We start from the raw sequence: 25,953 nt of genomic DNA on the forward strand, positions 1-25,953 counted from the left end.
GCGCTTGAGGCACAGAGGCCTGAAGCTCAGCCTCGCCGGCGTTTGAGGCGCGGGGGTTCGGGGGCGGAGCCCCCGTAAGACGGGGTCCGGGGCGGAGCCCCGGTTGTGGGAACAGGCGCGCGGGTCAGGCGCGCGGGGCGCAGCCCAGGACGTGGGCCTTGACCAGGGCGCCGATCTGCGGATCCCCCCGCCGGAACGCCTCCACCAGCTCCTCGTGCTCCTCCGCGTACGACTTCTGCACCGTCCCCAGCCACCGGATCGACAGCGCCGTGAACACCTCGATCCCCAGCCCCTCCCAGGTGTGCAGCAGCACCGCGTTCCCTGCGGCCCGCACCAGCTCCCGGTGGAAGGCGACCGTGTGCCGCACCTGCGCCGCCGAGTCGCCGGCGCGGTCCGCCTCGTACAGCGCCGCCACATGCGGCTCCAGCGCCGAGCAGTCCGCGCCGAGACGCTCCGCCGCCAGCTCCGCGGCGATCTGTTCCAGACCGGCGCGGACGGGATAGCTCTCCTCCAGGTCCGCGGCCGTCAGATTCCGCACCCGTACGCCCTTGTTGGGCGCGGACTCGATCAGTCGCAGGCTCTCCAGCTCACGCAGCGCTTCCCGCACCGGTGTCTGGGAGACCTGCAGTTCGGTGGCGATCCGCCGTTCCACGATCCGCTCGCCGGGCTTCCAGCGGCCGCTGACGATGCCCTCCACGATGTGCTCGCGGATCTGTTCGCGCAGCGAGTGGACGACGGGCGGGGTGGTCATGAGGGCTCCTGGGGCGAGCGGCGGCGAGCCTTGTGGTTGTCGTGCGCGGGCGTTGCCATTATCGCCGCGGCGCCCCGCCCGGAGAATCCGGACGGGGCGCCGCGGGCACAGCTGTGTCGAGCGTTACAGACCGAGCTCGACCTCGAACTCACCGGCCTCCAGGATCGCCTTGACGGCGGTCAGGTAGCGGGCGGCGTCCGCGCCGTCCACCAGACGGTGGTCGTAGGAGAGCGTCAGGTACGTCATGTCGCGGACGCCGATGACCGTGCCCTCGGGGGTCTCGATGACCGCCGGGCGCTTGACGGTCGCGCCGATGCCCAGGATGGCGACCTGGTTCGGCGGCACGATGATCGTGTCGAACAGCGCGCCCCGCGAACCGGTGTTGCTGATGGTGAAGGTCGCCCCGGCCAGCTCATCCGGGGTGATCTTGTTGCCGCGGACCTTGCCGGCCAGGTCGGCCGTGGCCTTGGCGATGCCGGCGATGTTGAGGTCGCCCGCACCCTTGATGACGGGCGTCATCAGGCCCTTCTCGGAGTCCACGGCGATGCCGACGTTCTCCGTGTCGAAGTACGTGATGGTGCCCTCGTCCTCGTTGATCCGGGCGTTGATGACCGGGTGGGCCTTCAGCGCCTGGGCCGCCGCCTTGACGAAGAACGGCATCGGGGAGAGCTTGACGCCTTCGCGGGCGGCGAAGGAGTCCTTCGCCTGGCCGCGCAGCTTCATCAGCCTGGTGATGTCGACCTCGACGACCGAGGACAGCTGAGCCTGGCCGTGCAGCGCCTTCATCATGTTGTCGCCGATGACCTTGCGCATGCGGGTCATCTTGACGGTCTGGCCGCGCAGCGGGGAGACCTCGAGCGCCGGCGCCTTGGCGGGGGCCGGAGCGGCGGCAGCTGCCGGAGCCGGGGCGGCAGCGGCTGCCTTGGCGGCCTCCGCGGCGGCGATGACGTCCTGCTTGCGGATACGGCCGCCGACGCCGGTGCCCTTGACGGCGCTCAGGTCGACGCCGTTCTCGGCGGCGAGCTTGCGCACCAGCGGGGTGACGTAGGCGTCGCCCGCCTCGACCGCGGCGGGAGCGGCGGGTGCGGGGGCGGCCGCAGGCGCCGGGGCCGGTGCTGGTGCCTCCTGGACCGGAGCCGGTGCCGGAGCGGGAGCCGGGGCCGGTGCCGGAGCGGGAGCCGGGGCCGGAGCGGGCGCCGGAGCCTCCTGCACCGGGGCCGGGGCGGCCGGAGCGGGAGCGGCGGCCGGGGCAGCACCCGGGGCGCCGATGACGGCGAGCTTCGCGCCGACCTCGGCGGTCTCGTCCTCGCCGACCACGATCTCCAGCAGCACACCGGCGGCCGGGGCGGGGATCTCGGTGTCGACCTTGTCGGTGGAGACCTCGAGCAGCGGCTCGTCCTCCTCGACGGACTCGCCGACCTCCTTCAGCCAGCGGGTGACGGTGCCCTCGGTGACGCTCTCGCCGAGCGCCGGAAGGGTCACATCGGTGCCCTCGGCGCCTCCCGCAGCCGCAGGAGACGGAGCCGGGGCTGCCGGGGCCTCGGCAGCGGGGGCGGCCGGGGCCGGAGCGGCCGCGGTCTGGGCCTCGGCGGCCGCCGGGGCCGGAGCCTCGGCCGGCGCGCCGGTGCCGTCGTCGATCACGGCCAGCTCGGCGCCGACCTCGACGGTCTCGTCCTCGGCGACCTTGATGGAGGTGAGGACACCGGCGGTCGGTGCGGGGATCTCGGTGTCGACCTTGTCGGTGGAGACCTCGAGCAGCGGCTCGTCGGCCTCGACGCGCTCTCCCTCGGCCTTCAGCCAGCGGGTGACAGTGCCCTCGGTGACGCTCTCGCCGAGCGCCGGAAGGGTTACGGAAACCGCCATGGTTTCAGTTGCTCCTTACAAAAGTGCGGTATGTGGTCGTCGCGCCCGGCGACTGATCAGTCGTGGGAGTGGAGCGGCTTGCCCGCGAGCGCCAGGTGGGCCTCGCCGAGCGCCTCGCTCTGCGTCGGGTGGGCATGTACCAGCTGCGCGACCTCGGCCGGCAGAGCCTCCCAGTTGTAGATCAGCTGGGCCTCGCCGACCTGCTCGCCCATGCGGTCGCCGACCATGTGAACGCCGACCACGGCACCGTCCTTGACCTGGACGAGCTTGATCTCGCCCGCGGTCTTGAGGATCTTGCTCTTGCCGTTGCCCGCGAGGTTGTACTTCAGAGCGACGACCTTGTCCGCGCCGTAGATCTCCTTGGCCTTGGCCTCGGTGATGCCGACGGACGCGACCTCCGGGTGGCAGTACGTCACCCGAGGCACACCGTCGTAGTCGATCGGAACGGTCTTGAGACCGGCCAGACGCTCCGCCACCAGGATGCCCTCCGCGAAGCCGACGTGCGCGAGCTGGAGGGTCGGCACGAGGTCGCCGACGGCGGAGATCGTCGGAACGTTGGTCTGCATGTACTCGTCGACCAGGACATAGCCGCGGTCCATCGCGACGCCCTGCTCCTCGTAGCCCAGGCCCTGCGAGACCGGGCCGCGGCCGACCGCCACGAGCAGCACCTCGGCCTCGAAGGTCTTGCCGTCCGCGAGGGTGACGCGCACGCCGTCCTGGGTGTACTCGGCCTTCTCGAAGAAGGTGCCCAGGTTGAACTTGATGCCCCGCTTGCGGAACGCGCGCTCCAGCAGCTTGGAGCTGTTCTCGTCCTCGACCGGCACCAGGTGCTTCAGGCCCTCGATGACGGTGACCTCGGAGCCGAAGGACTTCCATGCGGAGGCGAACTCGACGCCGATGACGCCGCCGCCCAGCACGATCGCGGACTTCGGGACGCGGTCCAGCGTCAGCGCGTGGTCGGACGAGATGATGCGGTCGCCGTCGATCTCCAGGCCCGGCAGCGACTTCGGCACGGAGCCGGTGGCCAGCAGGACGTGGCGGCCCTGGACGCGGCGGCCGTTCACATCGACGGAGGTGGGGGAGAACAGCCGGCCCTCGCCCTCGATGAAGGTGACCTTGCGCGAGGCGATCAGACCCTGCAGACCCTTGTAGAGGCCCGAGATCACATCGTCCTTGTACTTGTGGACGGCACCCATGTCGATGCCCTCGAAGGTGGCCTTCACACCGAACTGGTCGGCTTCGCGTGCCTGGTCGGCGATCTCGCCGGCGTGCAGCAGCGCCTTCGTGGGAATACAACCGTTGTGCAGGCAGGTGCCGCCGACCTTGCCCTTCTCGACCAGGGCGACGTCCAGGCCCAGCTGAGCTCCGCGCAGGGCCGCAGCGTAACCGCCGCTACCGCCGCCGAGGATCACTAGGTCGAAAACGGTGCTGGCGTCGTTCGCCACGTCACGTCCTCCATGCATATGCGCCGTACGCCGGGCCCGTCTACCTGGAAGTTTGCCCGGCCGGTCGGCTGGTGTTCGGCCGCTGTCTCGTCGGCCCTGTGGTGGGGGCCCTGTCCTGCCGAGAACCCATCTTCGCACTTGTTGCCGCGAGGGGGGACTCGGGGCCTTTTTCTCTGTCTGATCGAGGCTCGGTTCGCCCTTGGGCGAACCGAGCCACAAAATTTCAGCCCAGGTCGCCGGCGGCGATGCGTTCGGCGAGCTTCACCAGGGTGCGGACCGAGGAGCCCGTGCCGCCCTTGGGGGTGTAGCCCCAGGGCGCGCCCTCGTGGAAGGCCGGGCCGGCGATGTCCAGGTGGGCCCAGGTGATGCCCTCGCCGACGAACTCCTTGAGGAACAGTCCGGCGACCAGGCCGCCGCCCATCCGCTCACCCATGTTCGCCATGTCCGCAGTCGGGGAGTCCATGCCCTTGCGCAGCTCGGCGGGGAGCGGCATCGGCCAGGACTGCTCGCCGGCCTCCTCGGCGATCTCGTGGACCGCGGTGCGGAACGCGTCGTCGTTGGCCATGATCCCGAAGGTGCGGTGGCCCAGCGCCAGCACCATCGCGCCGGTCAGCGTGGCCACGTCGACGATCGCGTCCGGGTTCTCCTCGGACGCCCTCGTCAGCGCGTCGGCGAGCACCAGCCGGCCCTCGGCGTCCGTGTTGAGCACCTCGACGGTCTTGCCGCTGTACATGCGCAGCACGTCGCCGGGGCGGACGGCCGAGCCGGACGGCATGTTCTCGGCGAGCGCCAGCCAGCAGGTGACGTTCACCTCCAGGCCGAGCCGTGCGGCCGCCACGACCGCGGCGAACACGGCGGCCGCGCCGCTCATGTCGCACTTCATGGTCTCGTTGTGGCCGGCCGGCTTCAGGGAGATGCCGCCCGAGTCGTAGGTGATGCCCTTGCCGACCAGCGCCAGCGTCTTGGCGTCCTTGGAGTGGGTGTACGTGAGCTTCACCAGGCGCGGCGGGTTCTGGGAGCCCTGGCCGACGCCGAGGATGCCGCCGTAACCGCCCTTGGCGAGTGCCTTCTCGTCCAGCACCTGCACCTTGATGCCGTGCTCCTTGCCGGCCGCGGAGGCGACCGCCGCGAACGCCTCGGGCGTGAGGTCGTTCGGCGGAGTGTTGATCAGGTCGCGGGCCCGGTTGACCTCCTCGGTGACCGCCAGGGCGCGCGCGACGGCCGCCTTGTACGCCTTGTCGCGCGGCTTGGCCCCCAGAAGGGCGACCTCGGCCAGGGGCGCCTTGACGCCGTTGCCGCCGTTCTTCCCGTTGCCGCCGTTCTTCGCGGACGCGCCCCCGCCCTGGTAGGCGGTGAAGGCGTACGCGCCGAGCAGCGCGCCCTCCGCGATGGCCTCCGCGTCCTCCGACGCCTCGATGGGCAGCGCGAAGGCGGCCTTCTTCGAGCCGCTGAGCGCCCGGGCGGCGGTCCCGGCGGCCCGGCGCAGCGCCTCGGCGTCATACGCCTCGTCCTTCTCCGGCGCGGAGCCCAGCCCCGTCGCCAGGACGACCGGGGCCTTGAAGCCCGCGGGCGCGGGGAGCTTGGTCACCTCGCCCTCCGCGCCGCTCGCGCCGAGGGACTTCAGGATGTCGGCGAGCTTGCCGTCGTATGCCTCGACGACGGCCTCCGCGCCCGGCGCGACGACGAGTCCGTTCCCGCCCTGAGGGCTCTTGGCGACCCCGACGACGATGGCGTCGGCGCGCAGCGTCGCCGCGCCGGCAGTGCTGAGAGTGAGAGCAGTCACGGTGGTGAAATCTCGCTTCCGTTGAGTTCCAGGAGGTCGGGGCTCGTTCGGCACAGGGGACGGATCGACGCCCCCTCTGCCGGGAAGAGCCTACGCGCGCTCACCTGTCCGGCTCACGGCGGCGGCCGCCAACCCTGGTTGTGTCACGTCCGGCACGCACCCCCCTCCCGGCGCCGTCCACGGGCGTCCGGCCAAACGGCCGCGACAGGACGGAGCTTGCACGGAGGGGCGGCCCAGCGGGTCCGGTGAAGCCCGGCGCGGTCCGGCAGCTCCCCGGGGAGGGGCCCGGGCCGTGTCGACATACGGCTCCGACGCGTGGGCGCAGCCGGCCGTGGCACGCCCGCACCTTCCCGGCGGGCCGTCGCGGCACATGCCGCGGAGCTTTCAGGCCAGTGCGAGCGTTGCCAGCGCCGCGGTCGCCGCCGTCTCGGCGAGCGCGCCGAACACATCTCCCGTCACCCCGCCGAAGCGGCGCACGCAGCGTCGTAGCAGCGCCTGCGCCGCGAGCAGCCCGACGGCGAGCGCGAGCACATGGTGCAGTGCCCCCAGCGCGTCGAAGAGAGCCCCCGCCGCCCCGGCGCAGACCGCTGCCGTCGCCGCGGCGACGGCCAGGGCGCCGGGCGCCGGGACCACGCCGGCCACCGCCGCGCCCAGGCCTTCGGGGCGTGCGGCGGGAACGCCGGGCCGGCAGGCGAGGGTCAGCGCGAGCCGCGCGGCCACGGAGCTCAGCACGGCGGCCGCCGCACCGCGCGGCCAGCTCTGCGCGTACAGCTCGTACACAGCGGCGATCTGGGCGGACAGTGTGAAAAGCAGCGTGATCACTCCGAACGGCCCGATGTCGGACTGTTTCATGATGCGCAGCGCGTCCGCGGCGGGCCTGCCGCTGCCCAGACCGTCCGCCGTATCGGCGAGACCGTCCAGATGGAGCCCCCGGGTGAGGACGGCGGGGACGGCTGCGGCAGCGACCGCGGCGAGCAGCGGGCCGCCGCCCAGCAGCAGGATCAGCCCGCCGGCGGCCGCCGCGACGAGGCCGGCGACGAGACCGGCGAGGGGCGCCCACATCATGCCGGCGCGGGCGGCGTCGCGGTCCCATCGGGTGACGCGGACCGGGAGCACGGTCAGGGTGCCGAAGGCGAAGCGAAGCCCGTGCAGGCCGACGGCCGGGTCGGTGTCGGGAGCCGGGGGCGGGGCCGGTGACTCGGCCGGCCCGTCTGTCGGCCCGTTCGTCGGCCCGTCTGTCGGCTCGGCGGCCGGTCCGGACCGGGTGGCCGAAGCGGGAACGGGTTCGGGGTCGGGCGTTGTGCCGGGGGCCGGCTCCTGGGGGTGAATGGCATCCACCGCGCGAAGGGTAGCCGGGACCCTCCGACGGTAAATTTACGCATAGTGCACATTCACTGACGCATCGTGTGAATCGGAAGCAGGCGGCATGGATGACTGGTTCTACCGCAACATCGTCGAGCCGGGGAAGCTCCCCACGCTCCTCGCCCTGTCCTCCTTCATCCTCACCTTTCTGATCACTCGGACCGTCACCCGGCTGATCCGCGCGGGCAAAGGGCCGTTCCGCAATGTCACGCCCGGCGGGATGCACATCCACCATGTCGTCCCCGGCGTCATCCTCACCGTGGTCGGAGGCTTCGCCGCCCTCAGCGCCAGTGGGCACGACGTCGCCGCGGCCGTCTGCGCGGTCATCTTCGGCATCGGTGCGGGCCTCGTCCTCGACGAGTTCGCACTGCTCCTCCATCTCGACGACGTCTACTGGACCGAAGAGGGCCGCAAGAGCGTCGAGGTGGTCGTGCTGGCGGCCGCGCTGGCGCTGCTGGTCCTGAGCGGCTTCTCACCGCTCGGCGTCGACCAGCTCACGGAAGAGGAGCGGGAGAACCGGGCCGTCGTGATCCTCACGCTGGCGGCCGACTTCGTCTTCGTCATCATCACCCTGCTCAAGGGCAAGCTGCGGATGGCTCTCATCGGGGTGCTGGTGCCGTTCGTGGCGCTGTTCGGCGCCGTGCGGCTGGCCCGGCCCGGTTCGCCGTGGGCGCGGCGTTTCTACCGCAACCGCCCGCGCGCCCGGGCCAGGGCCCAGCTGCGCTCGTACCGCCACGACCGCCGCTGGGACCGGCCGCGCCGCAAGTTCCAGGACCTCATCGGGGGCGCGCCCGACCGGCCGACGGGGCCGGGCGGCGGCGACCGCTGAGCCACTCGGAGCTGTCGTCGACGGCGCTGTCGTCGTCGACGGCGGTGCGCTGCACCGACAGCGCGGCGCACAGGGCGAGCGCCGCGGCGATCGCCGCCAGATGCTCCTTGCCCGCCAGATTGGGTTTGACGACCACCTCGACGACCATCGCGGCGACCACCAGACCCGCCGTGAACCAGGCCCGGTGACGCCAGCAGACGAACACCGCCAGGCCCACGACCGCGGCCGACGGCCCGGTGTCGACCACGTGCGCGTCGGACGCCGGCAGTCCGAGACCGGCGAAGGCGTCGGGCCCCAGAGCGATGCCGATCCGGGCGTACAGCGTCCCGGCGAGCGTCGCGAGATAGGCGACGGCCAGCGTCCGCCCCCGGCCCACGGTGATCTCCGCGATGCCGAACACCAGCAGGATCTGAGCCAGCGCGCCCCACACCGGAAGGTCCAGCGCCGGTACGAACAGCGACAGCGGGGTGCGCAGGAGCCCCAGCCACAGCGGGTCCTCGGCGCGTACGGCCCCGATCAGCCGGACCGGGCCGTACCCCCAGGGCTGGTGCTGTGCCACCTGGAGCAGCGCGGTGAGGCAGACGGCCGTCAGGGTCAGGGGAACCGCCTGCCACCCGTCGGTGACGAGCGCCGTGCGCACGGCTCCGTACAGCGGGCCCCACTCGCGGCGCGCGAAAGCAGACAAGCGGACCTCTCCCATGAAACGCGATCATATGGGGCATCGCATGTCATGACAGTCCGCCTGATCCGTCAGTCGTCGCGGTGCGCGCCCTCGTCCTCCGCCAAGCCCTGCTCGGGCTGCTCGGGGAGCTCCGCCGCGAGCGCGGCGGCAGCCTGGACGAGGGGGAGCGCGAGCAGTGCCCCGGTTCCTTCGCCCACAGTGACGCCGTGGTCGAGCAGCGGGTTGAGCGCCATCCTGTCGAACGCCTTCGTCTGGGCCGGCTCGCCGCTGACCTGGCCCGCCAGCCACCAGTCCGGCGCGCGGAAAGCGGCGCGCTGGCCGACCAGCGCGCAGGCCGCGGTGACGACCCCGTCGAGGATGACCGGCATCCGGCGCGCCGCCGACTGGAGCAGGAAGCCGGTCATCGCGGCGAGGTCCGCGCCGCCGACCGCGGCGAGCAGCTCCAGCTGGTCGCCGAGCACCGGGCGGGCGCGGCGCAGGGAGTCCCGGACCGCCGCGCACTTGCGCATCCAGGTCAGATCGTCGATGGCGACTCCGCCGCGACCGGTGACCACCGAGGCGTCGGTGCCGCAGAGCGCGGCGACGAGGGTGGCGGCGGGGGTCGTGCCGCCGACGCTCAGATCACCGAGCACGACGAGGTCCGTGCCGGAGTCGGCCTCCTCGTCGGCGATGGCCATGCCGAGGCGCACGGCCGCATCGGCCTCCTCGGCGGTGAGCGCGTCCTCGACGTCGATGCGGCCGCTGCCGCGGCGCACCCGGTGGCGGACGATCTCGTCCGGCAGCAGGTCCGGCTCGCAGTCGAGACCTGCGTCCACGACGCGGACGGGGACGCCCATGCGGCGGGCGAGCACGGCGACCGGGCTCACCCCCTCCAGCACGTCCCGCACCAGCCGGTGCGCGGAGCCCGCCGGGCGGCGGGACACCCCGAGCTCGGCGACCCCGTGATCCCCGGCGAACAGCACGATCCGCGGCTGGGTGACGGCCTTCACCGGGGCGACGCCCTGTGCGGCCGACAGCCACTCCGCGAGCTCGTCCAGCCGTCCCAGCGCGCCGGGCGCGACCGCGAGCCGCTCTCGGCGGGCTTCGGCGTCGCGGCGGGTGCCGCTGTCGGGGCGCTCGATCAGATCGGAGAAGTCGTCGAGATTCAACCTGCTCATTCGCCGAACAGTACCGGGCCGACTCGCTCTTGGGGGCGTTGCCCCCAACCCCCTTTCCCACCCGGTCCGACCGCTTGGAGCGCGGGCGTGAAGCCCCCCCACCCCCTGCGTCGCCGCGCGCCGTGGGCGCTGGACCGGGCGGGCCGGGGCCCCCGGGGCCGCGCCCGGCGAGGCTCAGGACGAGGGCGGGCGGGAGGGAGAAGCGCGCCGGCCCGGGCTACGGGAAGCCCGCAGGAGCGGGCGGCGGAACCCAGGACGCCCGTCAGCCGCGCAACGCCAGCGCCTGGCCCGCCACGACCAGCACGACCTGCTCGCACTCGTCCGCGAACGCCGCGTTCAACCGCCCCAGTTCGTCCCGGAAGCGCCGCCCCGCCGCCGTCGCGGGCACCACGCCCGACCCCGTCTCGTTGGTGACCGCCACGACCGTCCGGGTCGTCTCCCGGACCGCAGAGACGAGTTCCGCCACCCGCTTGCGCAGCGCCCGCTGCGCCGGCCGCTGCTCGGCCGTCCACCTGTCGTCGTCCCAGGCGTCGACCCGGTCCATCGCATCGGTCAGCCACAGCGACAGGCAGTCGATGAGCAGCGGCGGACCGTCCGCCGCCAGCAGCGGCACGAGGTCGCAGGTCTCGGCGGTCCGCCAGCTCCCCGGTCGGCGTACGCGGTGGAGTGCGACCCGCTCCGCCCAGTCGGCGTCCCCCTCACGCGTCCCGCCAGTCGCGACGTACAGCACGTCGGGAAAGGTCTCCAGCCGGCGTTCGGCCTCCACCGACTTGCCGGACCGGGCGCCTCCGGTGACCAGGGTGCGGCGCGGCACGTCCGGGACGGCGTGGTACTCGCCGACGTACAGCGTCGTGCCGTCGGGCACCGCCCGCGCCCCCGCGGCCGCGAGACGCCTCGTCAGCTCCGGCCCGCCGGGCACATCGTGGTCGAGGTGCGCGGCGATGACGTCCGTGGTCGCCCCGACCGCCCCGGACGCCCGCAGCCGGGCCAGCGCGTCGGGCCGTCCGACGACGTCGGCCACGACCATGTCGTACGGGGCGAGCCCCTCGGCGAGGCCCGCGGGGGCGCCGCCGGGCGGGAGGTAGAGGAGGCGTTCGCCGTCGGGGGAGGCCACCTCGTACCCCGTGCCGGGGTGGTCCATCGGCACGGCCCGCACCCGGTGTCCGCTGATGAGGGTCAGGTCGCGCCCGTCCGGCGCCCGCCCGGCGGTCGGCAGCCCTGCGGGCAGGTCGAGGGCGGGGCCGTTGTGCGGATGTGTGAGCAGCACCTGCCGTACGCCGACGAGGGAGTGCCCGGCGCGCGCCGCGGCGAGCGCGGCTCCCGGAGTGAGGTCGAGCAGCAGCGCGCTGTCCACCAGGAGCGCCGTCGAAGCCCGTGCGAGGCCGCCGCGGGCGGTGGCGCAGACGGCGCAGGGGCAGTCCGGGCGGGGGAGTCCGGCGGGCGCGCCGGTGCCGAGCAGAGTCACTTCCACGCCCCTGATCCTGCCGCGTCGCCGTCCGGCCTGCGCGCCCGGCTACGCTGCGGGCAGCAATGACCGATCAGTCGGCGGGACCCGGGAGGCGACATGGCATGGACGTGGCGGTTCGAGAAGTCCGACGGTACGGAGGTCCAGCCGGCGGTGCAGCCGGAGGAGTTCACCACGCAGGGCGATGCGGAGACCTGGATCGGTGAGTACTGGAAGGAGCTGCTGGACGGCGGCGCGGACCAGGCGGTGCTGTCGGACGACGGCAGGAAGGTCTACGGGCCGATGAGCCTTCATGCGGACGCGGAGGCGGGCGTGGGAGAGGGCGAGCGATAGACCCCGGGGGCGGGGAGCCGCGGAGAGCCGCGAAGCACTCCGCCCCGCTCGGGCGTGGTGCGCGTCCCGGCTCTCCGCGGGCCGGTATCGGCTCCGGGCCTCCGCGGGCCGGTATCGGCTCCGGGCCTCCGTGGGCGCGGCGAACTCCGACCGCCTGTGGGCTCGCCGGCTCCGGCCACTCTCGGAGGCGTCGAACTCGGACGCACCGATCTCGGACGCACCGAACTCCGGCCCCCGCGGATCCGTGGGCCCGGCTTCCCGCGGGCCGGTATCGGCTCCGGGCCTCCGCGCACGCGCCGAACTCCGATCCTCCATGGACCGGCCGGCTCTCTCGGACGCACCCGGCTCCGGCCACTCTCGGACGCGCCGAACTCCGGCCTCCCGCGGACATGTCGGCCCGGCCGCCCGCGGCCCCGCTGCCGCACGTCACTCCAGCTCGCCCAGTGTCACCTCCGCCGACCGCTCCGTGCCGCCCCGCGTGTACTCCACGTCCACCGTGTCGCCCGGCTTCAGCGACGCCAGCGTCTCCGCCAGGGACGTGATCGTGGTGATCTCCTCGTCGCCGACACGGGTGATGATGTCGCCGGACTTGAGCCCCGCCTCCGCCGCCGCGCCGCCGGGCGTCACCTCCACCACCGCCACACCGGACGGCTCGTAGTCGGCGTTCAGCACGGTGCGGCCCCGGATGCCGAGGGCGGCCCGGCCCGAGTCGGTGACCTCGCCGTCCTCGATGATCTGGTCCGTGATCGAGCGGACCGTGGAGGAGGGGATGGCGAACCCGATGCCCGGCGCCGCCGTGCCGCCCAGGTCGGGGTCGGTCGCGGCCAGCGTCGGCACGCCGACGACTTCGCCGTCCAGGTCGACGAGCGCGCCCCCGCTGTTGCCCGGGTTGATCGCCGCGGATGTCTGGACCATGTTGCCGAACGTGGTGCTGACGCCCCCGCCCGCTGCGCTGGTGGTCACCGCGCGGCCCACGGCGGAGACGATGCCCTGGGTGACGCTGCTCGCCAGGCCCAGCGGCGAGCCCATCGCCAGCACGATCTGGCCCACCTCGACCTCCGCCGAGTTGGCGAAGGCCGCGGGCTTGAGCCCGCTGGGCACCCGCTCCAGCTTGACCACGGCCAGATCCTGCTCGGGGTAGGAGAACACCAGCTCCGCGGTCAGCGGCTGTTCCCTGGTCGCGGTGGTCACCCGCATCGACCGCTCCCCGCCCACCACATGCGCGTTGGTGACGATATGGCCCTTGTCGTCGTAGACCACGCCGGAGCCGAGGCTGTTGTCCGCCTCGATCTGGACGACCGACGGCAGGACGTTCTCGATCACGTTCTGGTAGTCGTCCTGCAGTGCGCTCGCCGCCCTAGGCACGGCCGCACGCCCCGCCGCCTGGTTCGAGGACTCGGGCGTGGACCGGGCCTGCCCCTGTGACACGGGCGCGGGCGAGCCCGACGAGCAGCCGCCCGCCAGGGCGATCACGCTGATCGCCCCGATGACGGCGGCGGTCGTACGGCGGCGAAGGGAAGCGCTCATGTTGGGAGTGTCCCTTCGGTACGGGTCCTGCGGCCTGCCGAGCGCCGCCGATCAGGGGGCGGCCCCACTCGGCTGTTCCGCGTGCCCCTGCTGCTGTTCCGCATGACCCGGCTGACCCGTCGCCAGGAACTGCGTCGCCGCCAGCTCCCCGTACAGCGGGTCCGACGCCACGAGTTCCGGGTGGGTGCCCACGGCCCGAACCCGGCCCCCGTCCATCACCACGATGCGGTCCGCGAGCGTCACCGTCGACAGCCGGTGCGCCACCACCAGTACCGGCACCTCCCGCGCCACCTCGGCCACCACCTCGCGCAGCGCCATCTCGTTGACCGCGTCGAGCTGCGAGGTCGCCTCGTCCATCAGCAGCACCCGCGGCCGCCGCAGCAGCGCTCGCGCGATCGCCACCCGCTGCCGCTCGCCGCCCGACAGCCGGGAGCCGCGGTGGCCGACGACCGTGTCCAGCCCGTCGGGCAGCCGTGCCACGAGGGCGTCGAGCCGGCATCGGGCGACGACCCGGTGGATCTCCTCCTCACTCGCGCCGGGCGCGGCGAAGACCAGATTCTCGCGCAGGGTTCCCGCCAGCACCGGAGCGTCCTGCTCCACATAGCCCAGTGCGGCACGCAGCTCGGCCAGCGGCCAGTCGCGCACGTCCTCGCCTTCGACCAGGACGCGTCCGCCGTCGGCCTCGTAGAACCGTTCGATCAACCCGAAGACGGTCGTCTTGCCCGCCCCCGAAGGCCCCACGAACGCCGTGATCCCGGCTCCGGGGACGGTGAAGGACACTCCCCGGTGGACGAACGGCAGATCCTCCCGGTAGCGGAACCGGACATCCTCGAAGACGACGGAGTCGGGCCGGGCGTCACCTCGGCGCGCGGCGGGCACGGCGGGGGAGACGGCGGCGGGGGAGAACTGCTCGGTGCGGAGCCGTTCGGTCTCCACGATCCGTGCGACGGCGGCGGAGCCGACCTGGTACTGGGACGCCGCCTCGACCATCCGGGACACCGGGTCGATCAGATAGAACAGGAACAGCAGGAAGGCCACGAGAGTGGCGATCGAGATGGCGCCCGACGCCACCCGCGCACCGCCGATCCCCAGCACCGCCAGAAACGACACCTGGACGGCCAGACCGACCGACGACCAGGCGACGGACTGCCACTTCGCGGACCGTATGCCATGCCGCCAGGCCTGCCGCGCCGCCTCGTGCACCACCGCAGTCTCACGGTCCTCCGCTCCCGACGCCTTGACGGTGCGGAACGCCCCGAAAGCCCGCTCCAGGACCGTGGAGATCTCCCCGACCGCCTCCTGTGCGCGCTGCGTCGACCGGGCGATCTTCGGCATCACCAGGGCCACGGCGCCGCCGATCAGCACGATGACCCCGAGTGTGACGCCGAGCAGCACCGGGTCCAGCAGGGCCAGCATCACGATCGTCGCCAGGAAGGTGAGGCTGCCGGTCGCCGCCGAGACCACCGACTGGGTGGTGACCGCACGCAGCAGCGTGGTGTCCGAGGTGACGCGGGCCATCAGATCCCCGGGCTGGATGCGCTCCGCCTCGGGCAGCCGCAACCGCAGCAGCCGCCCGACCAGTGAGCGGCGGGCGGCCAGCACAACCGATTCCGCGGTGCGTTCCAGAACGTATGCGCCGACCGCCTCGATCGCGGTGCCGAGCACCACCAGTGCCGTCAGCAGCACCAGCACCCCGGTGATCGACTGCTCGCTGCCCAGCCGCTCCACCAGGGTCTTCGCCGCGAGCGGCTGGGCCAGCGCCGTCGCCGCGCCGACCAGGGTGAGCAGCGCCCCGCAGGCGACCGCCCACCGGTGCGGTCTGAAGTGGGCGTACAGAGCCCGCCAGGTCTCTCCGGCGGGCAGTCTCGTCGTGGTGGCGTCGCCGCCGGACGCCGTCATATCCGCTGTGGTCACGAAGGAGAGGACGCGGTCCGGGGCCGATCCGCCTGAGCGGGCAGGCCCCGGATGCCCGGATGCCCGGATGCCCGGATGCCCGGAGGCTCGGGGTCCGGAGGCTCGGGGTCCGCGAGCCCGGAGACTCGGAGGCCGGCCTGTCCGGGGTCCGGGAGCCCGAAGGCCCGCATGCCCGGGGGTCCGGGGTGGTCCGGGAGCCCGAAGGCCCGGACATCCGTCGAGCGTATGTGCTCTGCTCCCGTGTGCTCCGGTGCAGCCCGGAGGGCCGGAGCGTCGGCTCAGCCCTCGCGTACCGGCCGGTCGCCCCGCACCCCGCACAGATGCAGCAGCGCCGCCACCCGGCGGTACGGCTCCGTGCGGCCCGCCCGGTCCTCGGCCGCCAGCAGCCGGGCCAGCTCGGCCGGGGGCGGCAGCGGGTCGTCGTTGTCGGCGAGGTCGGTGAAGACCCGCACCCCGTACCAGGCGTGCAGCGGCGCCGCGATCCCCGCCAGGGTCGCGGTCAGCGCGTCCAGGCGGTCCGCGCGCACCGCCAGACCGAGCCGGTTGGTGTACGCGTCCGAGTCGAAGGCCGCGAGCGCCGTGTCCCAGTCACCGGCGAGGCCGGGCCGCAGGGCGAGCGCGTCGCCGTTGCGCACCAGCAGGGAGAGCAGACCGCCCGGCGCCAGCATCCTCGCCAGGCCTGCGAGCATGGCGTCGGGCTCCTCGACGTACATCAGCACGCCATGGCAGAGCACCACGTCGAAGCTGCCCGGCCGGAAGTGGACGCCGGTCTCCCGGCCGTCGCCCTCGATCATCCGGAACCTCTCCCGGATGCCGGCGGGCTCGCCCGCAAGCGAGGCGTGGGCCGCCTCGAGCATCGCCGGGTCGGACTCCAGACCGGTGACCGTGTGCCCGGTGCGGGCGAGTCGCAGTGCCTGGGTGCCCTGGCCCATGCCGACGTCGAGGATGCGCAGCCGCTGCCCGACCGGGAAGCGTGCGGCTATCTGCTCGTCCAGCTGGCGGGCGACGAGCTCCTGGCGGACGACGTTGCGCAGACCGCCCAGTCCCGCCAGCCACTCGGCGGAAGCCCCCGAGAAGGGGGTGACGTCCGCGCTCAGGGCCGTTCCCCGCGCTTGACCTTCGGCTTGGGCAGCCGCAGCCGGCGCATCTGAAGCGTGCGCATCAGACCGTAGGCGACCGCGCCCCGCTTGGGCTCGTCCGGGAAGCGCTGCTTGAGCTGCTTCTTCAGCCGCACCGTCAGACCGATCGAGTCCACGACGATCAGCACGATCACACCCATCCACAGCAGCAGCGCGATGTTCTGCATCCGCGCGTTCTGGAGGATGCTCAGCACCAGGATCACCACGGCGAGCGGCAGGAACCACTCGGCGATGTGGAAGCGCGAGTCGACGAAGTCGCGGACGAAGCGGCGCACCGGACCCTTGTCGCGGGCCGGCAGATAACGCTCGTCGCCGCTGGCGAGGGCCTCACGCTGGCGGGCCAGGTCCGCGCGGCGGGTCTCCCGCTGCCGGCGCATGGCCTCCTTGCGGTTGGCCGGCGCGCCGCTGTTGGCGCGGCGGCGCTGGCCCTGGGCCTCGCTGCGCTTGGGCGTGGGGCGGCCCTTGGGGGCCTCGGGGTCGCGGGGCTGCTTGGAGAGGTCCGCCGTCACCGGAGCGGTGGGGGCCTTCTCTTCCTTGGAACGGCTACGGAACACAAAGCCCAAGGGTACGGGCTGGCAGGAGTGGGGCCTACTGCGGCGGGGAACGATCCGGCAACGGCGGTCGTCGCCGGGCCCGTCGCCGGGGCCCGCCACGGCGGTCGGCGGTCGTCGCCGGGCGTTTCCCGGACAGTCATCTACACCTTGGGCCGGAGCGGCGTCCGGTCGCAGTCGTCCTTGGGGAGGAGCCCATCCGCACTCGGACAGTGCGGTAATAGAGACAGGGCCCGTACTGTGGGTTCTGTTGGAGTGCTGGAGCTCAAGTCCGTCAGAAGGGGGCGCGCGAAGCCCATGAGCGGTGTCATGAAGCGTATGGGGATGATCTTCCGCGCGAAGGCAAACAAGGCCCTTGACCGGGCCGAGGACCCGCGCGAGACCCTTGATTACTCGTATCAGAAGCAGCTGGAGCTGCTGCAGAAGGTGCGCCGCGGCGTCGCCGACGTGGCCACCTCGCGCAAGAGGCTGGAGCTGCAGCTCAACCAGCTCCAGGGCCAGTCGTCCAAGCTGGAGGACCAGGGCCGCAAGGCGCTGGCGTTGGGCCGTGAGGACCTGGCCCGCGAGGCTCTGTCCCGCAGGGCGGCGCTCCAGCAGCAGGTCACGGACCTGGAGACGCAGCACCAGACGCTGCAGGGCGAGGAGGAGAAGCTGACTCTCGCGGCGCAGCGGCTGCAGGCCAAGGTCGACGCCTTCCGCACGAAGAAGGAGACGATCAAGGCGACGTACACGGCGGCGCAGGCCCAGACGCGCATCGGCGAGGCGTTCTCCGGCATCTCGGAGGAGATGGGCGACGTCGGTCTTGCCATCCAGCGGGCCGAGGACAAGACCGCCCAGCTCCAGGCGCGGGCAGGGGCGATCGACGAGCTGCTCGCCTCGGGCGCCCTGGACGACCCCTCCGGCATGGCGAAGGACGACATCGCGGCCGAGCTGGACCGGATCTCCGGCGGCACGGACGTGGAGCTGGAGCTCCAGCGGATGAAGGCGGAGCTCGCGGGCGGCTCGGGTCCGGAGAAGCAGGCGATCGAGGGCGGCAACGGCGCGGCGGGCGCGGCCGGCCAGCAGGACGCGCAGCAGCAGAACAGCCCGCACCGCTTCGACAAGCAGTGATCGCCGTCTGATCGGGGTAGTGTGACCATCAGTGTCTGTTGGTGACCGACAGTAGGCCGACAGTTGGGACTCGTCATGATCGTGCGGATCATGGGGGAGGGACAGGTGAAGCTGGCGGACAGCCACTTCGCCGAACTGAACAAGCTCGACGACGAGCTGCTCGAGGAAATGGAGAGCGGCGACGGACCGGGGTTCCGCGCCACGCTCCACTCGCTCCTGGACAAGGTCCGCGAGCTGGGCGAACCACTGCCGGACGATGCCCTGGAGCCGTCCGAGCTGATTCTCCCCGCACCCGACGCGTCCCTTGAGGAGGTCCGCGAGCTGCTCAGCGACGACGGCCTGATCCCCGGCGGCTGACCGACCGCGCCGGGCCGCTGTCCCCACCCCACTCCAGCCTCTGCGCCGCCCCGCGTCCGGAACCCCGGGCGCGGGGCGTGCGCGCATCCGGGCCGGGGCTCCGGGCGCGGGCGTCCGCACCGCGGCGGTATGTCCACCGCAGGTCCGCCCCGTACCTCTGCCCGCGCACAGGCCTGTGCGTGTACCTGCCTGTGTGTGTACGTGCCTGTGCCTGTGCGTGTACCTGCCTGTGTGTGTACGTGCCTGTGCCTGTGCGTGTACCTGCCTGTGTGTGTACGTGCCTGTGCCTGTGCGTGCCCTGTGCCCGGGCCGACGCCGTACCGTTGCGTGACGTGACCTCACTCGCCCCCGGGATCGCCCCCACCCAGCGCTGGCTGCGCACACATCCCACGATGTGCGACGGCGTGCTCGCACTGGGAGTGCTGCTGTGCATGGTGCTCGCGGCCTACGCCGATCCGCACGCGCCGCGCGGCGCCTTCGGCGCCTTCGGCACCCGGACCCCCGAGCCGAGCAGTCTGCTGCTGATGCTGCCCGCGGCCGGGGCCCTCGTCTTCCGCCGCCGCAGTCCGGTGGCCGTGCTGGCGTGCACCGGCCTCATCACGGTCATCGAACTGATCAAGAGCGAGCCTCCCGCGCCGCTGGCGATGTCCGCGGTGATCGCGCTCTACACCGTGGCGTCCCGCACGGACCGGCCCACCACCTGGCGGGTCGGCCTGCCGACCATGATCACGCTGACCGGTGTGGCGATGGTCTTCGGGCCCGCGCCCTGGTACGCGCAGGAGAACCTGGGCATCTTCGCCTGGACCGGCATGGCCGCGGCCGCGGGCGACGCCGTGCGCAGCCGCCGGGCCTTCGTCGACGCCATACGCGAACGGGCCGAGCGAGCAGAGCGCACACGCGAGGAGGAGGCCCGCCGCCGGGTCGCGGAGGAACGGCTGCGCATCGCCCGCGATCTGCACGATGTGGTCGCCCACCACATCGCCCTGGTCAATGTGCAGGCGGGCGTCGCCGCCCATGTGATGGACCGGCGGCCCGACCAGGCCAAGGAGGCCCTCGCCCACGTACGTGAGGCCAGCCGCTCGGCGCTGAGCGAACTGCGCGCCACCGTGGGGCTGCTCAGGCAGTCCGGCGACCCGGAGGCCCCCACCGAGCCCGCCCCCGGACTCCACGTCCTCGACGAGCTGATCGCGACCTTCCGGCAGGCGGGGCTCCCGGTCGACGTCGCCCGCGCCGACGGCGGTGATCCGCTCCCGGCGGCCGTGGACCTCGCCGCGTACCGGATCGTCCAGGAGGCCCTGACGAACGTCCGCAAGCACGCCGGGCCGGACGCCACCGCCGAGGTGAGCCTCGTACGGGTCGGATCCTCCGTGGAGGTCACCGTCCTGGACAGCGGCGGCACGGGCGGCTCCGGCGACTCCGACGGCGCGGGCGGCTCCGGTGTCTCCGGCGGGGCGGGCGGCTCCGGCAGCGCCGGCGTCACCGGCAGCGCGGGCGTCACCGGCAGCGCGGGCGTCACCGGTGTCTCCGGACATCCCGGCGAGACGCACTCCGGCGGACACGGGCTGCTCGGCATGCGCGAACGGGTCGCCGCCCTCGGCGGAACCCTTGCCACCGGCCCCCGCCACGGCGGCGGCTTCCGCGTCCAGGCGATACTGCCTGCGACAGCTGCCGCCACGGCACACGTTCAGGGGGACGGATGACGATCCGCGTGCTGCTCGCCGACGACCAGGCCCTGCTGCGCAGCGCCTTCCGCGTGCTGGTGAACTCCGAGTCCGACATGGAGGTCGTCGGCGAGGCCGCGGACGGCGCCCAGGCCGTCGAGCTGGCCCGCACCGGCAAGGCCGACGTGGTGCTGATGGACATCCGGATGCCCGGCGTCGACGGACTCGCCGCCACCCGCCTGATCAGCGAGGATCCCGAACTCTCCGACGTCCGCGTCGTCATGCTCACCACGTTCGAGGTCGACGAGTACGTGGTCCAGTCGCTGCGCGCCGGAGCCTCGGGCTTCCTCGGCAAGGGCGCGGAGCCGGACGAGCTCCTCAACGCCATCCGCACGGCGGCGGCAGGCGACGCCCTGCTGTCCCCGGCCGCTACCAAGGGCCTGATCGCCCGGTTCCTCTCCCAGGGCGGGGGCGCCGACGAGACGCGTGCCGACTCGGGGCCGTATGCCGAGAAGCTCGCCGCGCTCACCGGCCGTGAACGCGAGGTCCTGGTCCACGTCGCGGCAGGGCTCTCCAACGACGAGATCGGCGAACGCCTCGAAGTGAGCCCGCTGACCGTGAAGACCCATGTCAACCGGGCGATGGCCAAGCTGGGCGCCCGCGACCGCGCGCAACTGGTCGTCACCGCCTACGAGTCGGGCCTGGTCCGCCCGAGGGCCGAATAGCCCGAGTAACGGCCTCGGCCCGTCCCGGCGCCTCGCCGGGACGGGCCGTGTACGCGCTGTTCCTATGCCTTGAGCCCGCCGACGAAGACGGCCCAGGCGGCGGCGGGGACGACGACCGGGGGGAGGTGGGGGTTCTTGCTGTCCCGCACGGGGACGACGCCGGGCAGGTTCGCGGCAACCTCGACGCAATTACCACCGTCTATGTTGCTGTAGCTGCTCTTGCGCCAGCGGGCGGCTCCGGGGAAGTTCCGGGCAACTTCGACGCAGTCGCCGCCGTCTATGTTGCTGTAGCTGCTCTTGCACCAGGTGGCTGAGCTCAGCTCGACGCTGGTTCGCATGGCTCGTACCTCTCCATTGCCTTCCGGATCAGCGACGCAGAGTCGCCTGGGGACAGAGCGTACGCCCGGAGCGCGTCATACAGCGCCCAGCGCTGGTTGACTTCTTCCTTGTCCTCCAGTAGATGGCCGGACTTGCGCCCTTCCTCGTAGGCGTACACCCGCAGGTCAGGCTGCCTCAGCAGCGTCAACGGCCCATCCATCAGCGCATAGCCGCCGTGGGCAAAGGGGAGTACCTGAATCTTCATGGCCGGTGTATCGACACGTGGCAGCAGTGATTCCAACTGACTTCGCATCACCGCACAGCCGCCGACGGGCCGGTGGAGGACTGACTCGTCCAGGATGGCCCAGTACCGGGGAGGCGCGGCCGAGTGCAGTCGCTCCTGCCGTTGCAGCCGCGCGTGAAGCTTCTCCTCAACCGCTTCAGGGGTGATGCCACTCGCGTAGGCGAGGAGATTCCCGGCGTACGCCTTTGTCTGAAGCAACCCCGGGATCACCTGTGTGGCAAGGTCTTCGATCACCTCCGCCTGCGCCTCGAAGTCCATGTACCGCCGGTACTGGTCCGGATGCGCCTCGCGCTTGGCGAGTTGGTACAGCCCGTGAAAGTACTCGTCCGTCCCGAACGCCGCATCCAGCCGCGCGGGCAGATCCGGCGGCGGCATCAACTCCGCCGTCTCCACCCGAGCCAGCGCGCTCTTGCTGGAGTTCACGATCCCTGCGAGCTGCACCAGCGACAGCCGCGCCCGCTCCCGGTGGCGGCGCTGCTCGGAGCCGAAGTAGTGGCGGGCGGACACATACGGGGTCAGGGCCTGGGGCTGGAACTTCATGGTCGAACCTTTCTGCCGTCCCGTACTCAACGCGGGGACGCACAGCCCCTGTTGAGGCCATACGCCACAGGGCAACGATGTGAGCACACACCGTAATTGCCCGAAGCGTGGCATGGAGGACATACGCGATGATGCGCAACGAACAGGGGACCCCGCTGCGACTGCTGCCGTGGGCGTCGGCGACGGGCGGCCCCTGCTACCTCAGCACCGAGGACTCGGCCAGCCGCATGTCACGGCTGGCCGACAAGCTGGAGGCGGACCTGCTCGCTTCGGCGGCGTTCGTCCTCTCCGAGGCGAAACCGCTGCTCGCCGAGCCCGCCACGGAGGCGCGGGAACTGCGCTTCACGGGCGTACGACTCGCGGAGGCGCTGGGCGACGCGCTGCGCATCGCTTCGAGCCGCGGCGCGCGACTGGAGGGGGAGTGAACGCATCGGGGGAAATCCGACAGGCGGGCTCACTCAAGGGCGCCGGCGGATGCATGCTGGTGACTCATGGGAGACACGATGGGAATCGCACAGGCCGGCGCTGCTCTGGAGGAGCTGTGCCGCAGGGTGGCCACAGGCCCTGAGCGCACGGCCATCACGGCTCAGGGCGAGGTGCTGGCTGTGTTGATCAGCCCTGAGGAGCTCGCGGATCTCGAAGACGACCTCGCCATCGCTCAGAACCGTCTGAACGAGGTGCTGGGCTCCCCGGAGCCGGTCCTCACGTTGGATGAGCTGAGCGCCGAGCTGGCCGCCGCTGACAACGACGACGAGGAGGCGCAGGGGCGCTGACGTCGTCTTCCAGCCTGCCGCCCGGCGGGCGCTGACGCAGTTACGCAGGACTGACCGGCAGGGGGTCGATCAGGTTCTTGACGCGATCAGCCTGCTCCGGGCCGACCCTCGCCCGCAGGGCGCGCGCCCGTACGGGAGCGGCTTTCTCCGTATCCATGTGGGTCGCTATCGCGTGCTCTATCACGTCCGGGACGGCTCACCCGTCGTGATCTCCGTCGAGATGGTGGGCAGGGTCCCATGACACTCACCCGCCCGGACTGAGACAGAAGTCGCCCCCGGCCGGGTGCGGTCACCCGGCCGGGGGCGGTGGATCCGTGAGGGAGCCCCTAGGGCTCCGTCGGCGCTACGGCAGCGCCAGCATGCGCTCCAGGGCCAGCTTGGCGAAGCTCTCCGTCTCGCTGTCGACCTGGATGTGGTTGATCAGCTTGCCGTCGGCGAGGGACTCCAGGGCCCACACCAGGTGGGGGAGGTCGATGCGGTTCATCGTGGAGCAGAAGCAGACCGTCTTGTCGAGGAAGACGACCTCCTTGCCCTCCGGGGCGAAACGGTTCGCCAGGCGGCGGACGAGGTTCAGCTCGGTGCCGATGGCCCACTTGGAGCCGGCCGGGGCCGCTTCCAGGGCCTTGATGATGTACTCCGTCGAGCCCACGTAGTCCGCCGCGGCGACGACCTCGTGCTTGCACTCGGGGTGCACCAGCACGTTCACGCCGGGGATGCGCTCCCGTACGTCCCTGACGGAGTCGAGGCTGAAGCGGCCGTGCACCGAGCAGTGGCCGCGCCAGAGGATCATCTTGGCCGCGCGCAGCTCGTCGGCGGTCAGGCCGCCGTTCGGGCGGTGCGGGTTGTAGACGACGCAGTCGTCGAGGGACATGCCCATGTCGCGGACGGCCGTGTTCCGGCCCAGGTGCTGGTCCGGCAGGAACAGCACCTTGTCCCCCTGCTCGAAGGCCCAGTCCAGCGCGCGCTTGGCGTTGGACGAGGTGCAGATCGTGCCGCCGTGCTTGCCCGTGAAGGCCTTGATGTCGGCGGAGGAGTTCATGTACGAGACGGGGACGGTGACCTCGGCGACGCCGGCCTCCGTGAGCACGTCCCAGCACTCCGCCACCTGCTCCGCCGTGGCCATGTCGGCCATCGAGCAGCCCGCCGCCAGGTCCGGCAGCACGACCTTCTGGTCGTCGGAGGTCAGGATGTCGGCCGACTCGGCCATGAAGTGCACGCCGCAGAAGACGATGTACTCCGCCTCCGGCCGCGCCGCCGCGTCCCGCGCCAGCTTGAAGGAGTCGCCGGTGACGTCCGCGAACTGGATGACCTCGTCGCGCTGGTAGTGGTGGCCGAGGATGAAGACCTTGTCCCCGAGCTTCTCCTTGGCCGCGCGGGCGCGCTCCACCAGGTCCGGGTCGGACGGGGAGGGGAGGTCGCCGGGGCAGTCCACGCCCCGCTCGCTCTTGGGGTCGGCGTCGCGGCCGAGCAGCAGCAGCGCGAGGGGCGTCGGCTGGACATCCAGCGGCTGGGCGGTGGTCACGTCACGCACCCTTTCTTCTGATTCGATATGCGCGGCGAAGCCGCTCGGGCGGAACCGATGCCGACGCCGCCAGCGGCCTTCTCGTCTAAATGACGCTATCTATCATAACCGCTTCACGTCAGTTTGACGATGGCCATAGCGTCGATGTGACGCACCCCCCGTCCCCGGGCTCGTGCTCCATTCCGGCGCGGTATGCGAGCATGAGAAGAAGAGGACGTAAGCCCCGCGGAATGAATCCGCGATCACGTCGGTTGCTACCGTCGGCAAGCAGTCTCCGTACAACCCGGGAGAGATGTAGATGTCCGTATCGGACGAGACCACCACCGTCACCGACGGCATCATCCTGACCGACGCCGCCGCGGCCAAGGTCAAGGCCCTGCTCGACCAGGAAGGCCGGGACGACCTGGCGCTCCGCGTCGCCGTTCAGCCCGGTGGCTGCTCCGGCCTGCGCTACCAGCTCTTCTTCGACGAGCGCTCGCTCGACGGTGACGTGGTGAAGGACTTCGAAGGCGTCAAGGTCGTCACCGACCGCATGAGCGCCCCGTACCTGGTCGGCGCCACGATCGACTTTGTCGACACCATCGAGAAGCAGGGCTTCACGATCGACAACCCGAACGCGACGGGCTCCTGCGCCTGCGGCGACTCCTTCAGCTGACCGGCGCCGGTTGTCACGGACGCGGCGGCGAGCCCCCGGAACGGGGGGCTCGCCGCCGCGTCCGTTTTCGTGCCGTCGCCTCAGCTTGGCGTTTAACATCGTAGGTCACTCGTCCTGTTGACCTGCGGTTCTTCCGGGACAGCGGAGGCGGCCGTTCTCCACGCTTCGAGATGTCGAGTCACGAAGAACGAGAGAACGGCCGCTGCACATGAGTCTGCCCGCCGATGTACCCGGAAGCGAGGCGCTGGGTCTGTTGTCCCGCTTTCGGGTCGAGTTCTACGACTGTCTCTACAAGAGAGCGGACGCGCTGTTCGAGCCCACCGACGCGGTGCTGTGCGCGGACGGGCCGGTGAAGACGCTGGTCGAGCTGTCGCTCGCGGCCGAGCACCGGCGCGGGCACGGTGCCCTGTACGCCGCCCTGGACCGAGGCTGGCTGGAGCCGGTGCGGCTGCGCCATGTGTCCTGGGCGTATCCGGGACGTCAGGCCGTTCGTTCGCTGCTTGCTACCGGGCCCTGGGGCCGGGGGCGGGCGGGGTGCGCGGTCGCAGGCGCTCTCCCTGCGGCCCGAACATGATCAGGTACTCGACCGGGCCGCCGGGGCCGGCGTTCGCGACCCCATGGGGATTGCGGGTGTCGAACTCGGCGACGTCCCCGGCACTCAGGACGAGGTCCTGGTCGCCGAGTGCGAGCCAGCCGCCCGTACAGGACCCACAGCCATTCCCAGCCGTCGTGGGAGACCTGCCGGGGCCGCGCGGGCGGCTCCTGGACGGCGGGTAGGACGTGTTTGTGGGCGTGCAGGCCCCCGACGTACCGGGTCAGCGGCAGCACCGCCTTGTCGTCGCCGAAACGCTGGAGCGCGGAGGTGCGGGGCTCGGCGGCGGGAGCGGTGCCGGCCAGCTCGTCCAGGGAGACGCCGTATTCCTTCGCCAACTGCAGCACCACTTCCAGGGTGGGCTTGCGTCGGCTGGTCTCGATCCGCGACAGCGTGCTCGGGGAGATGCCGGTCGCGCAGCTGACGCCGGTGAGCGTGGAGCCGCGGTGTTCGCGTGCGGCCCGCAGCCTGGGGCCCATCGCCGCCAGCGTGTCGGCCACGTCGTCGCCTGTCACCCGCTCTGCCCCCTTCCGGACGTGCCGCTCCACCATCCTGTCCTGCAAGTTTGCCAGAGTGGCAAGGGTAATCGCGGTGG

Annotated in this window: 25 protein-coding genes and 2 pseudogenes; 11 read left to right on the plus strand and 16 right to left on the minus strand. The window is 72.0% G+C overall.

What is annotated here, in order from left to right:
* Nucleotides 1–124 precede the first annotated feature (124 nt).
* The 5 genes from QCN29_RS08115 to QCN29_RS08135 all read right to left on the minus strand — a co-directional run bounded on the left by QCN29_RS08115 (nt 125) and on the right by QCN29_RS08135 (nt 6,994).
* Nucleotides 125–751, minus strand: a complete 627-nt coding sequence (locus QCN29_RS08115; RefSeq protein ID WP_240135977.1) for a GntR family transcriptional regulator — start codon at nt 749–751, stop codon at nt 125–127.
* 123 nt (nt 752–874) lie between these two features.
* Entirely contained in the window at nt 875–2,614 is a 1,740-nt protein-coding gene (gene sucB / locus QCN29_RS08120) for a 2-oxoglutarate dehydrogenase, E2 component, dihydrolipoamide succinyltransferase (RefSeq protein ID WP_279927046.1), read from the minus strand.
* Nucleotides 2,615–2,670: 56 nt separating this feature from the next.
* Nucleotides 2,671–4,059, minus strand: a complete 1,389-nt coding sequence (gene lpdA, locus QCN29_RS08125; protein WP_279927047.1) for a dihydrolipoyl dehydrogenase — start codon at nt 4,057–4,059, stop codon at nt 2,671–2,673.
* A 223-nt stretch (nt 4,060–4,282) separates the two neighbouring features.
* Entirely contained in the window at nt 4,283–5,842 is a 1,560-nt protein-coding gene (locus tag QCN29_RS08130) for a leucyl aminopeptidase (RefSeq protein ID WP_279927048.1), read from the minus strand.
* A gap of 384 nt (nt 5,843–6,226) precedes the next feature.
* Nucleotides 6,227–6,994: an adenosylcobinamide-GDP ribazoletransferase gene (locus tag QCN29_RS08135; protein WP_279927113.1), complete on the minus strand. Its 768-nt coding sequence runs from the start codon at nt 6,992–6,994 to the stop codon at nt 6,227–6,229.
* Nucleotides 6,995–7,268: 274 nt separating this feature from the next.
* Between QCN29_RS08135 and QCN29_RS08140 the strand changes: the two genes are divergently transcribed.
* A complete protein-coding gene (locus QCN29_RS08140; protein WP_279927049.1) occupies nt 7,269–8,033 on the plus strand; it encodes a hypothetical protein in 765 nt (254 codons plus the stop codon).
* On the opposite strand, the gene QCN29_RS08145 is transcribed toward QCN29_RS08140, so the two are convergent.
* From QCN29_RS08145 to QCN29_RS08155, 3 genes are all read right to left on the minus strand, one after another.
* Nucleotides 7,981–8,733, minus strand: coding sequence for a hypothetical protein (locus QCN29_RS08145; RefSeq protein ID WP_279927050.1), 753 nt, complete (start codon nt 8,731–8,733; stop codon nt 7,981–7,983). The genes QCN29_RS08140 and QCN29_RS08145 overlap by 53 nt on opposite strands.
* Nucleotides 8,734–8,783: 50 nt before the next feature.
* The gene (cobT, locus tag QCN29_RS08150; protein ID WP_279927051.1) at nt 8,784–9,872 is read right to left on the minus strand and encodes a nicotinate-nucleotide--dimethylbenzimidazole phosphoribosyltransferase; all 1,089 of its coding nucleotides are present in this window, start codon (nt 9,870–9,872) and stop codon (nt 8,784–8,786) included.
* A gap of 262 nt (nt 9,873–10,134) precedes the next feature.
* Complete coding sequence (locus tag QCN29_RS08155) at nt 10,135–11,343, minus strand: bifunctional adenosylcobinamide kinase/adenosylcobinamide-phosphate guanylyltransferase (protein WP_279927052.1); 1,209 nt, start codon at nt 11,341–11,343, stop codon at nt 10,135–10,137.
* Nucleotides 11,344–11,436: 93 nt separating this feature from the next.
* Here QCN29_RS08155 and QCN29_RS08160 point away from each other — a divergent pair, with 93 nt between their 5' ends.
* Complete coding sequence (locus tag QCN29_RS08160; protein ID WP_279927053.1) at nt 11,437–11,670, plus strand: hypothetical protein; 234 nt, start codon at nt 11,437–11,439, stop codon at nt 11,668–11,670.
* Nucleotides 11,671–12,096: 426 nt separating this feature from the next.
* Here QCN29_RS08160 and QCN29_RS08165 read toward each other — a convergent pair whose 3' ends face one another.
* The 4 genes from QCN29_RS08165 to QCN29_RS08180 form a co-directional block, all read right to left on the minus strand.
* A complete protein-coding gene (locus QCN29_RS08165; RefSeq protein ID WP_279927054.1) occupies nt 12,097–13,197 on the minus strand; it encodes a S1C family serine protease in 1,101 nt (366 codons plus the stop codon).
* Nucleotides 13,198–13,248: 51 nt separating this feature from the next.
* A complete protein-coding gene (locus tag QCN29_RS08170) occupies nt 13,249–15,096 on the minus strand; it encodes an ABC transporter ATP-binding protein (RefSeq protein WP_279927114.1) in 1,848 nt (615 codons plus the stop codon).
* 293 nt (nt 15,097–15,389) lie between these two features.
* A complete protein-coding gene (locus QCN29_RS08175) occupies nt 15,390–16,154 on the minus strand; it encodes a class I SAM-dependent methyltransferase (protein WP_279927115.1) in 765 nt (254 codons plus the stop codon).
* 50 nt (nt 16,155–16,204) lie between these two features.
* A complete protein-coding gene (locus tag QCN29_RS08180; protein WP_279927055.1) occupies nt 16,205–16,804 on the minus strand; it encodes a DUF3043 domain-containing protein in 600 nt (199 codons plus the stop codon).
* Nucleotides 16,805–17,110: 306 nt separating this feature from the next.
* Between QCN29_RS08180 and QCN29_RS08185 the strand changes: the two genes are divergently transcribed.
* From QCN29_RS08185 to QCN29_RS08200, 4 genes are all read left to right on the plus strand, one after another.
* Nucleotides 17,111–17,911 carry a PspA/IM30 family protein gene (locus QCN29_RS08185; RefSeq protein WP_240135987.1) on the plus strand — a complete coding sequence of 267 codons (801 nt, stop codon included), beginning with the start codon at nt 17,111–17,113 and terminating at the stop codon, nt 17,909–17,911.
* A gap of 75 nt (nt 17,912–17,986) precedes the next feature.
* Nucleotides 17,987–18,268, plus strand: a complete 282-nt coding sequence (pspAA, locus tag QCN29_RS08190) for a PspA-associated protein PspAA (protein ID WP_240135988.1) — start codon at nt 17,987–17,989, stop codon at nt 18,266–18,268.
* Nucleotides 18,269–18,600: 332 nt separating this feature from the next.
* On the plus strand, nt 18,601–19,968 hold the full coding sequence (locus QCN29_RS08195) for a sensor histidine kinase (protein WP_279927056.1): 1,368 nt from the start codon (nt 18,601–18,603) through the stop codon (nt 19,966–19,968).
* On the plus strand, nt 19,965–20,654 hold the full coding sequence (locus tag QCN29_RS08200) for a response regulator transcription factor (protein WP_279927057.1): 690 nt from the start codon (nt 19,965–19,967) through the stop codon (nt 20,652–20,654). The genes QCN29_RS08195 and QCN29_RS08200 overlap by 4 nt, the downstream gene beginning before the upstream one ends.
* A 62-nt stretch (nt 20,655–20,716) precedes the next feature.
* On the opposite strand, the gene QCN29_RS08205 is transcribed toward QCN29_RS08200, so the two are convergent.
* Together QCN29_RS08205 and QCN29_RS08210 are read right to left on the minus strand one after the other, a co-directional pair.
* Complete coding sequence (locus QCN29_RS08205) at nt 20,717–20,992, minus strand: DUF397 domain-containing protein (protein WP_279927058.1); 276 nt, start codon at nt 20,990–20,992, stop codon at nt 20,717–20,719.
* A complete protein-coding gene (locus tag QCN29_RS08210; protein WP_279927059.1) occupies nt 20,971–21,816 on the minus strand; it encodes a helix-turn-helix domain-containing protein in 846 nt (281 codons plus the stop codon). Before QCN29_RS08210 ends, QCN29_RS08205 begins: the two co-directional genes overlap by 22 nt.
* Nucleotides 21,817–21,944: 128 nt before the next feature.
* Between QCN29_RS08210 and QCN29_RS08215 the strand changes: the two genes are divergently transcribed.
* The 3 genes from QCN29_RS08215 (at nt 21,945) to QCN29_RS08225 (ending at nt 22,830) form a co-directional block, all read left to right on the plus strand.
* Complete coding sequence (locus QCN29_RS08215) at nt 21,945–22,241, plus strand: hypothetical protein (RefSeq protein WP_279927060.1); 297 nt, start codon at nt 21,945–21,947, stop codon at nt 22,239–22,241.
* A gap of 78 nt (nt 22,242–22,319) precedes the next feature.
* Nucleotides 22,320–22,589: a type II toxin-antitoxin system Phd/YefM family antitoxin gene (locus QCN29_RS08220; protein ID WP_279927061.1), complete on the plus strand. Its 270-nt coding sequence runs from the start codon at nt 22,320–22,322 to the stop codon at nt 22,587–22,589.
* Nucleotides 22,590–22,620: 31 nt separating this feature from the next.
* On the plus strand, nt 22,621–22,830 hold the full coding sequence (locus QCN29_RS08225) for a type II toxin-antitoxin system RelE family toxin (protein ID WP_279927116.1): 210 nt from the start codon (nt 22,621–22,623) through the stop codon (nt 22,828–22,830).
* A 102-nt stretch (nt 22,831–22,932) separates the two neighbouring features.
* Here QCN29_RS08225 and nadA read toward each other — a convergent pair whose 3' ends face one another.
* A complete protein-coding gene (gene nadA, locus QCN29_RS08230; RefSeq protein ID WP_279927062.1) occupies nt 22,933–24,111 on the minus strand; it encodes a quinolinate synthase NadA in 1,179 nt (392 codons plus the stop codon).
* Nucleotides 24,112–24,409: 298 nt separating this feature from the next.
* On the opposite strand from nadA, the gene erpA reads away from it, so the two are divergent.
* Together erpA and QCN29_RS08240 are read left to right on the plus strand one after the other, a co-directional pair.
* Nucleotides 24,410–24,766 carry an iron-sulfur cluster insertion protein ErpA gene (gene erpA / locus QCN29_RS08235; RefSeq protein WP_240135997.1) on the plus strand — a complete coding sequence of 119 codons (357 nt, stop codon included), beginning with the start codon at nt 24,410–24,412 and terminating at the stop codon, nt 24,764–24,766.
* A gap of 208 nt (nt 24,767–24,974) precedes the next feature.
* A pseudogene (locus QCN29_RS08240) lies at nt 24,975–25,220 on the plus strand (transposase); the annotation flags it as partial.
* 49 nt (nt 25,221–25,269) lie between these two features.
* On the opposite strand, the pseudogene QCN29_RS08245 reads toward QCN29_RS08240, so the two are convergent.
* A pseudogene (locus QCN29_RS08245) lies at nt 25,270–25,873 on the minus strand (helix-turn-helix domain-containing protein).
* Between the last annotated feature and the right edge of the window lie 80 nt (nt 25,874–25,953).

The sequence above is a fragment of the Streptomyces chengmaiensis genome, assembly GCF_029846775.1.
GTDB lineage: Bacteria > Actinomycetota > Actinomycetes > Streptomycetales > Streptomycetaceae > Streptomyces > Streptomyces chengmaiensis.

Excerpts from the sequence above, each read along its gene's own strand:
- QCN29_RS08115 (WP_240135977.1), bottom strand. The coding sequence starts at position 751 with ATGACCACCCCGCCCGTCGTCCACTCGCTGCGCGAACAGATCCGCGAG.
- sucB (WP_279927046.1), bottom strand. The coding sequence starts at position 2,614 with ATGGCGGTTTCCGTAACCCTTCCGGCGCTCGGCGAGAGCGTCACCGAG.
- QCN29_RS08140 (WP_279927049.1), top strand. The coding sequence starts at position 7,269 with ATGGATGACTGGTTCTACCGCAACATCGTCGAGCCGGGGAAGCTCCCC.
- QCN29_RS08145 (WP_279927050.1), bottom strand. The coding sequence starts at position 8,733 with ATGGGAGAGGTCCGCTTGTCTGCTTTCGCGCGCCGCGAGTGGGGCCCG.
- cobT (WP_279927051.1), bottom strand. The coding sequence starts at position 9,872 with ATGAGCAGGTTGAATCTCGACGACTTCTCCGATCTGATCGAGCGCCCC.
- QCN29_RS08160 (WP_279927053.1), top strand. The coding sequence starts at position 11,437 with ATGGCATGGACGTGGCGGTTCGAGAAGTCCGACGGTACGGAGGTCCAG.
- QCN29_RS08165 (WP_279927054.1), bottom strand. The coding sequence starts at position 13,197 with ATGAGCGCTTCCCTTCGCCGCCGTACGACCGCCGCCGTCATCGGGGCG.
- QCN29_RS08170 (WP_279927114.1), bottom strand. The coding sequence starts at position 15,096 with ATGACGGCGTCCGGCGGCGACGCCACCACGACGAGACTGCCCGCCGGA.
- QCN29_RS08185 (WP_240135987.1), top strand. The coding sequence starts at position 17,111 with ATGAAGCGTATGGGGATGATCTTCCGCGCGAAGGCAAACAAGGCCCTT.
- pspAA (WP_240135988.1), top strand. The coding sequence starts at position 17,987 with ATGATCGTGCGGATCATGGGGGAGGGACAGGTGAAGCTGGCGGACAGC.
- QCN29_RS08200 (WP_279927057.1), top strand. The coding sequence starts at position 19,965 with ATGACGATCCGCGTGCTGCTCGCCGACGACCAGGCCCTGCTGCGCAGC.
- QCN29_RS08205 (WP_279927058.1), bottom strand. The coding sequence starts at position 20,992 with ATGCGAACCAGCGTCGAGCTGAGCTCAGCCACCTGGTGCAAGAGCAGC.
- QCN29_RS08210 (WP_279927059.1), bottom strand. The coding sequence starts at position 21,816 with ATGAAGTTCCAGCCCCAGGCCCTGACCCCGTATGTGTCCGCCCGCCAC.
- QCN29_RS08215 (WP_279927060.1), top strand. The coding sequence starts at position 21,945 with ATGATGCGCAACGAACAGGGGACCCCGCTGCGACTGCTGCCGTGGGCG.
- QCN29_RS08220 (WP_279927061.1), top strand. The coding sequence starts at position 22,320 with ATGGGAATCGCACAGGCCGGCGCTGCTCTGGAGGAGCTGTGCCGCAGG.
- erpA (WP_240135997.1), top strand. The coding sequence starts at position 24,410 with ATGTCCGTATCGGACGAGACCACCACCGTCACCGACGGCATCATCCTG.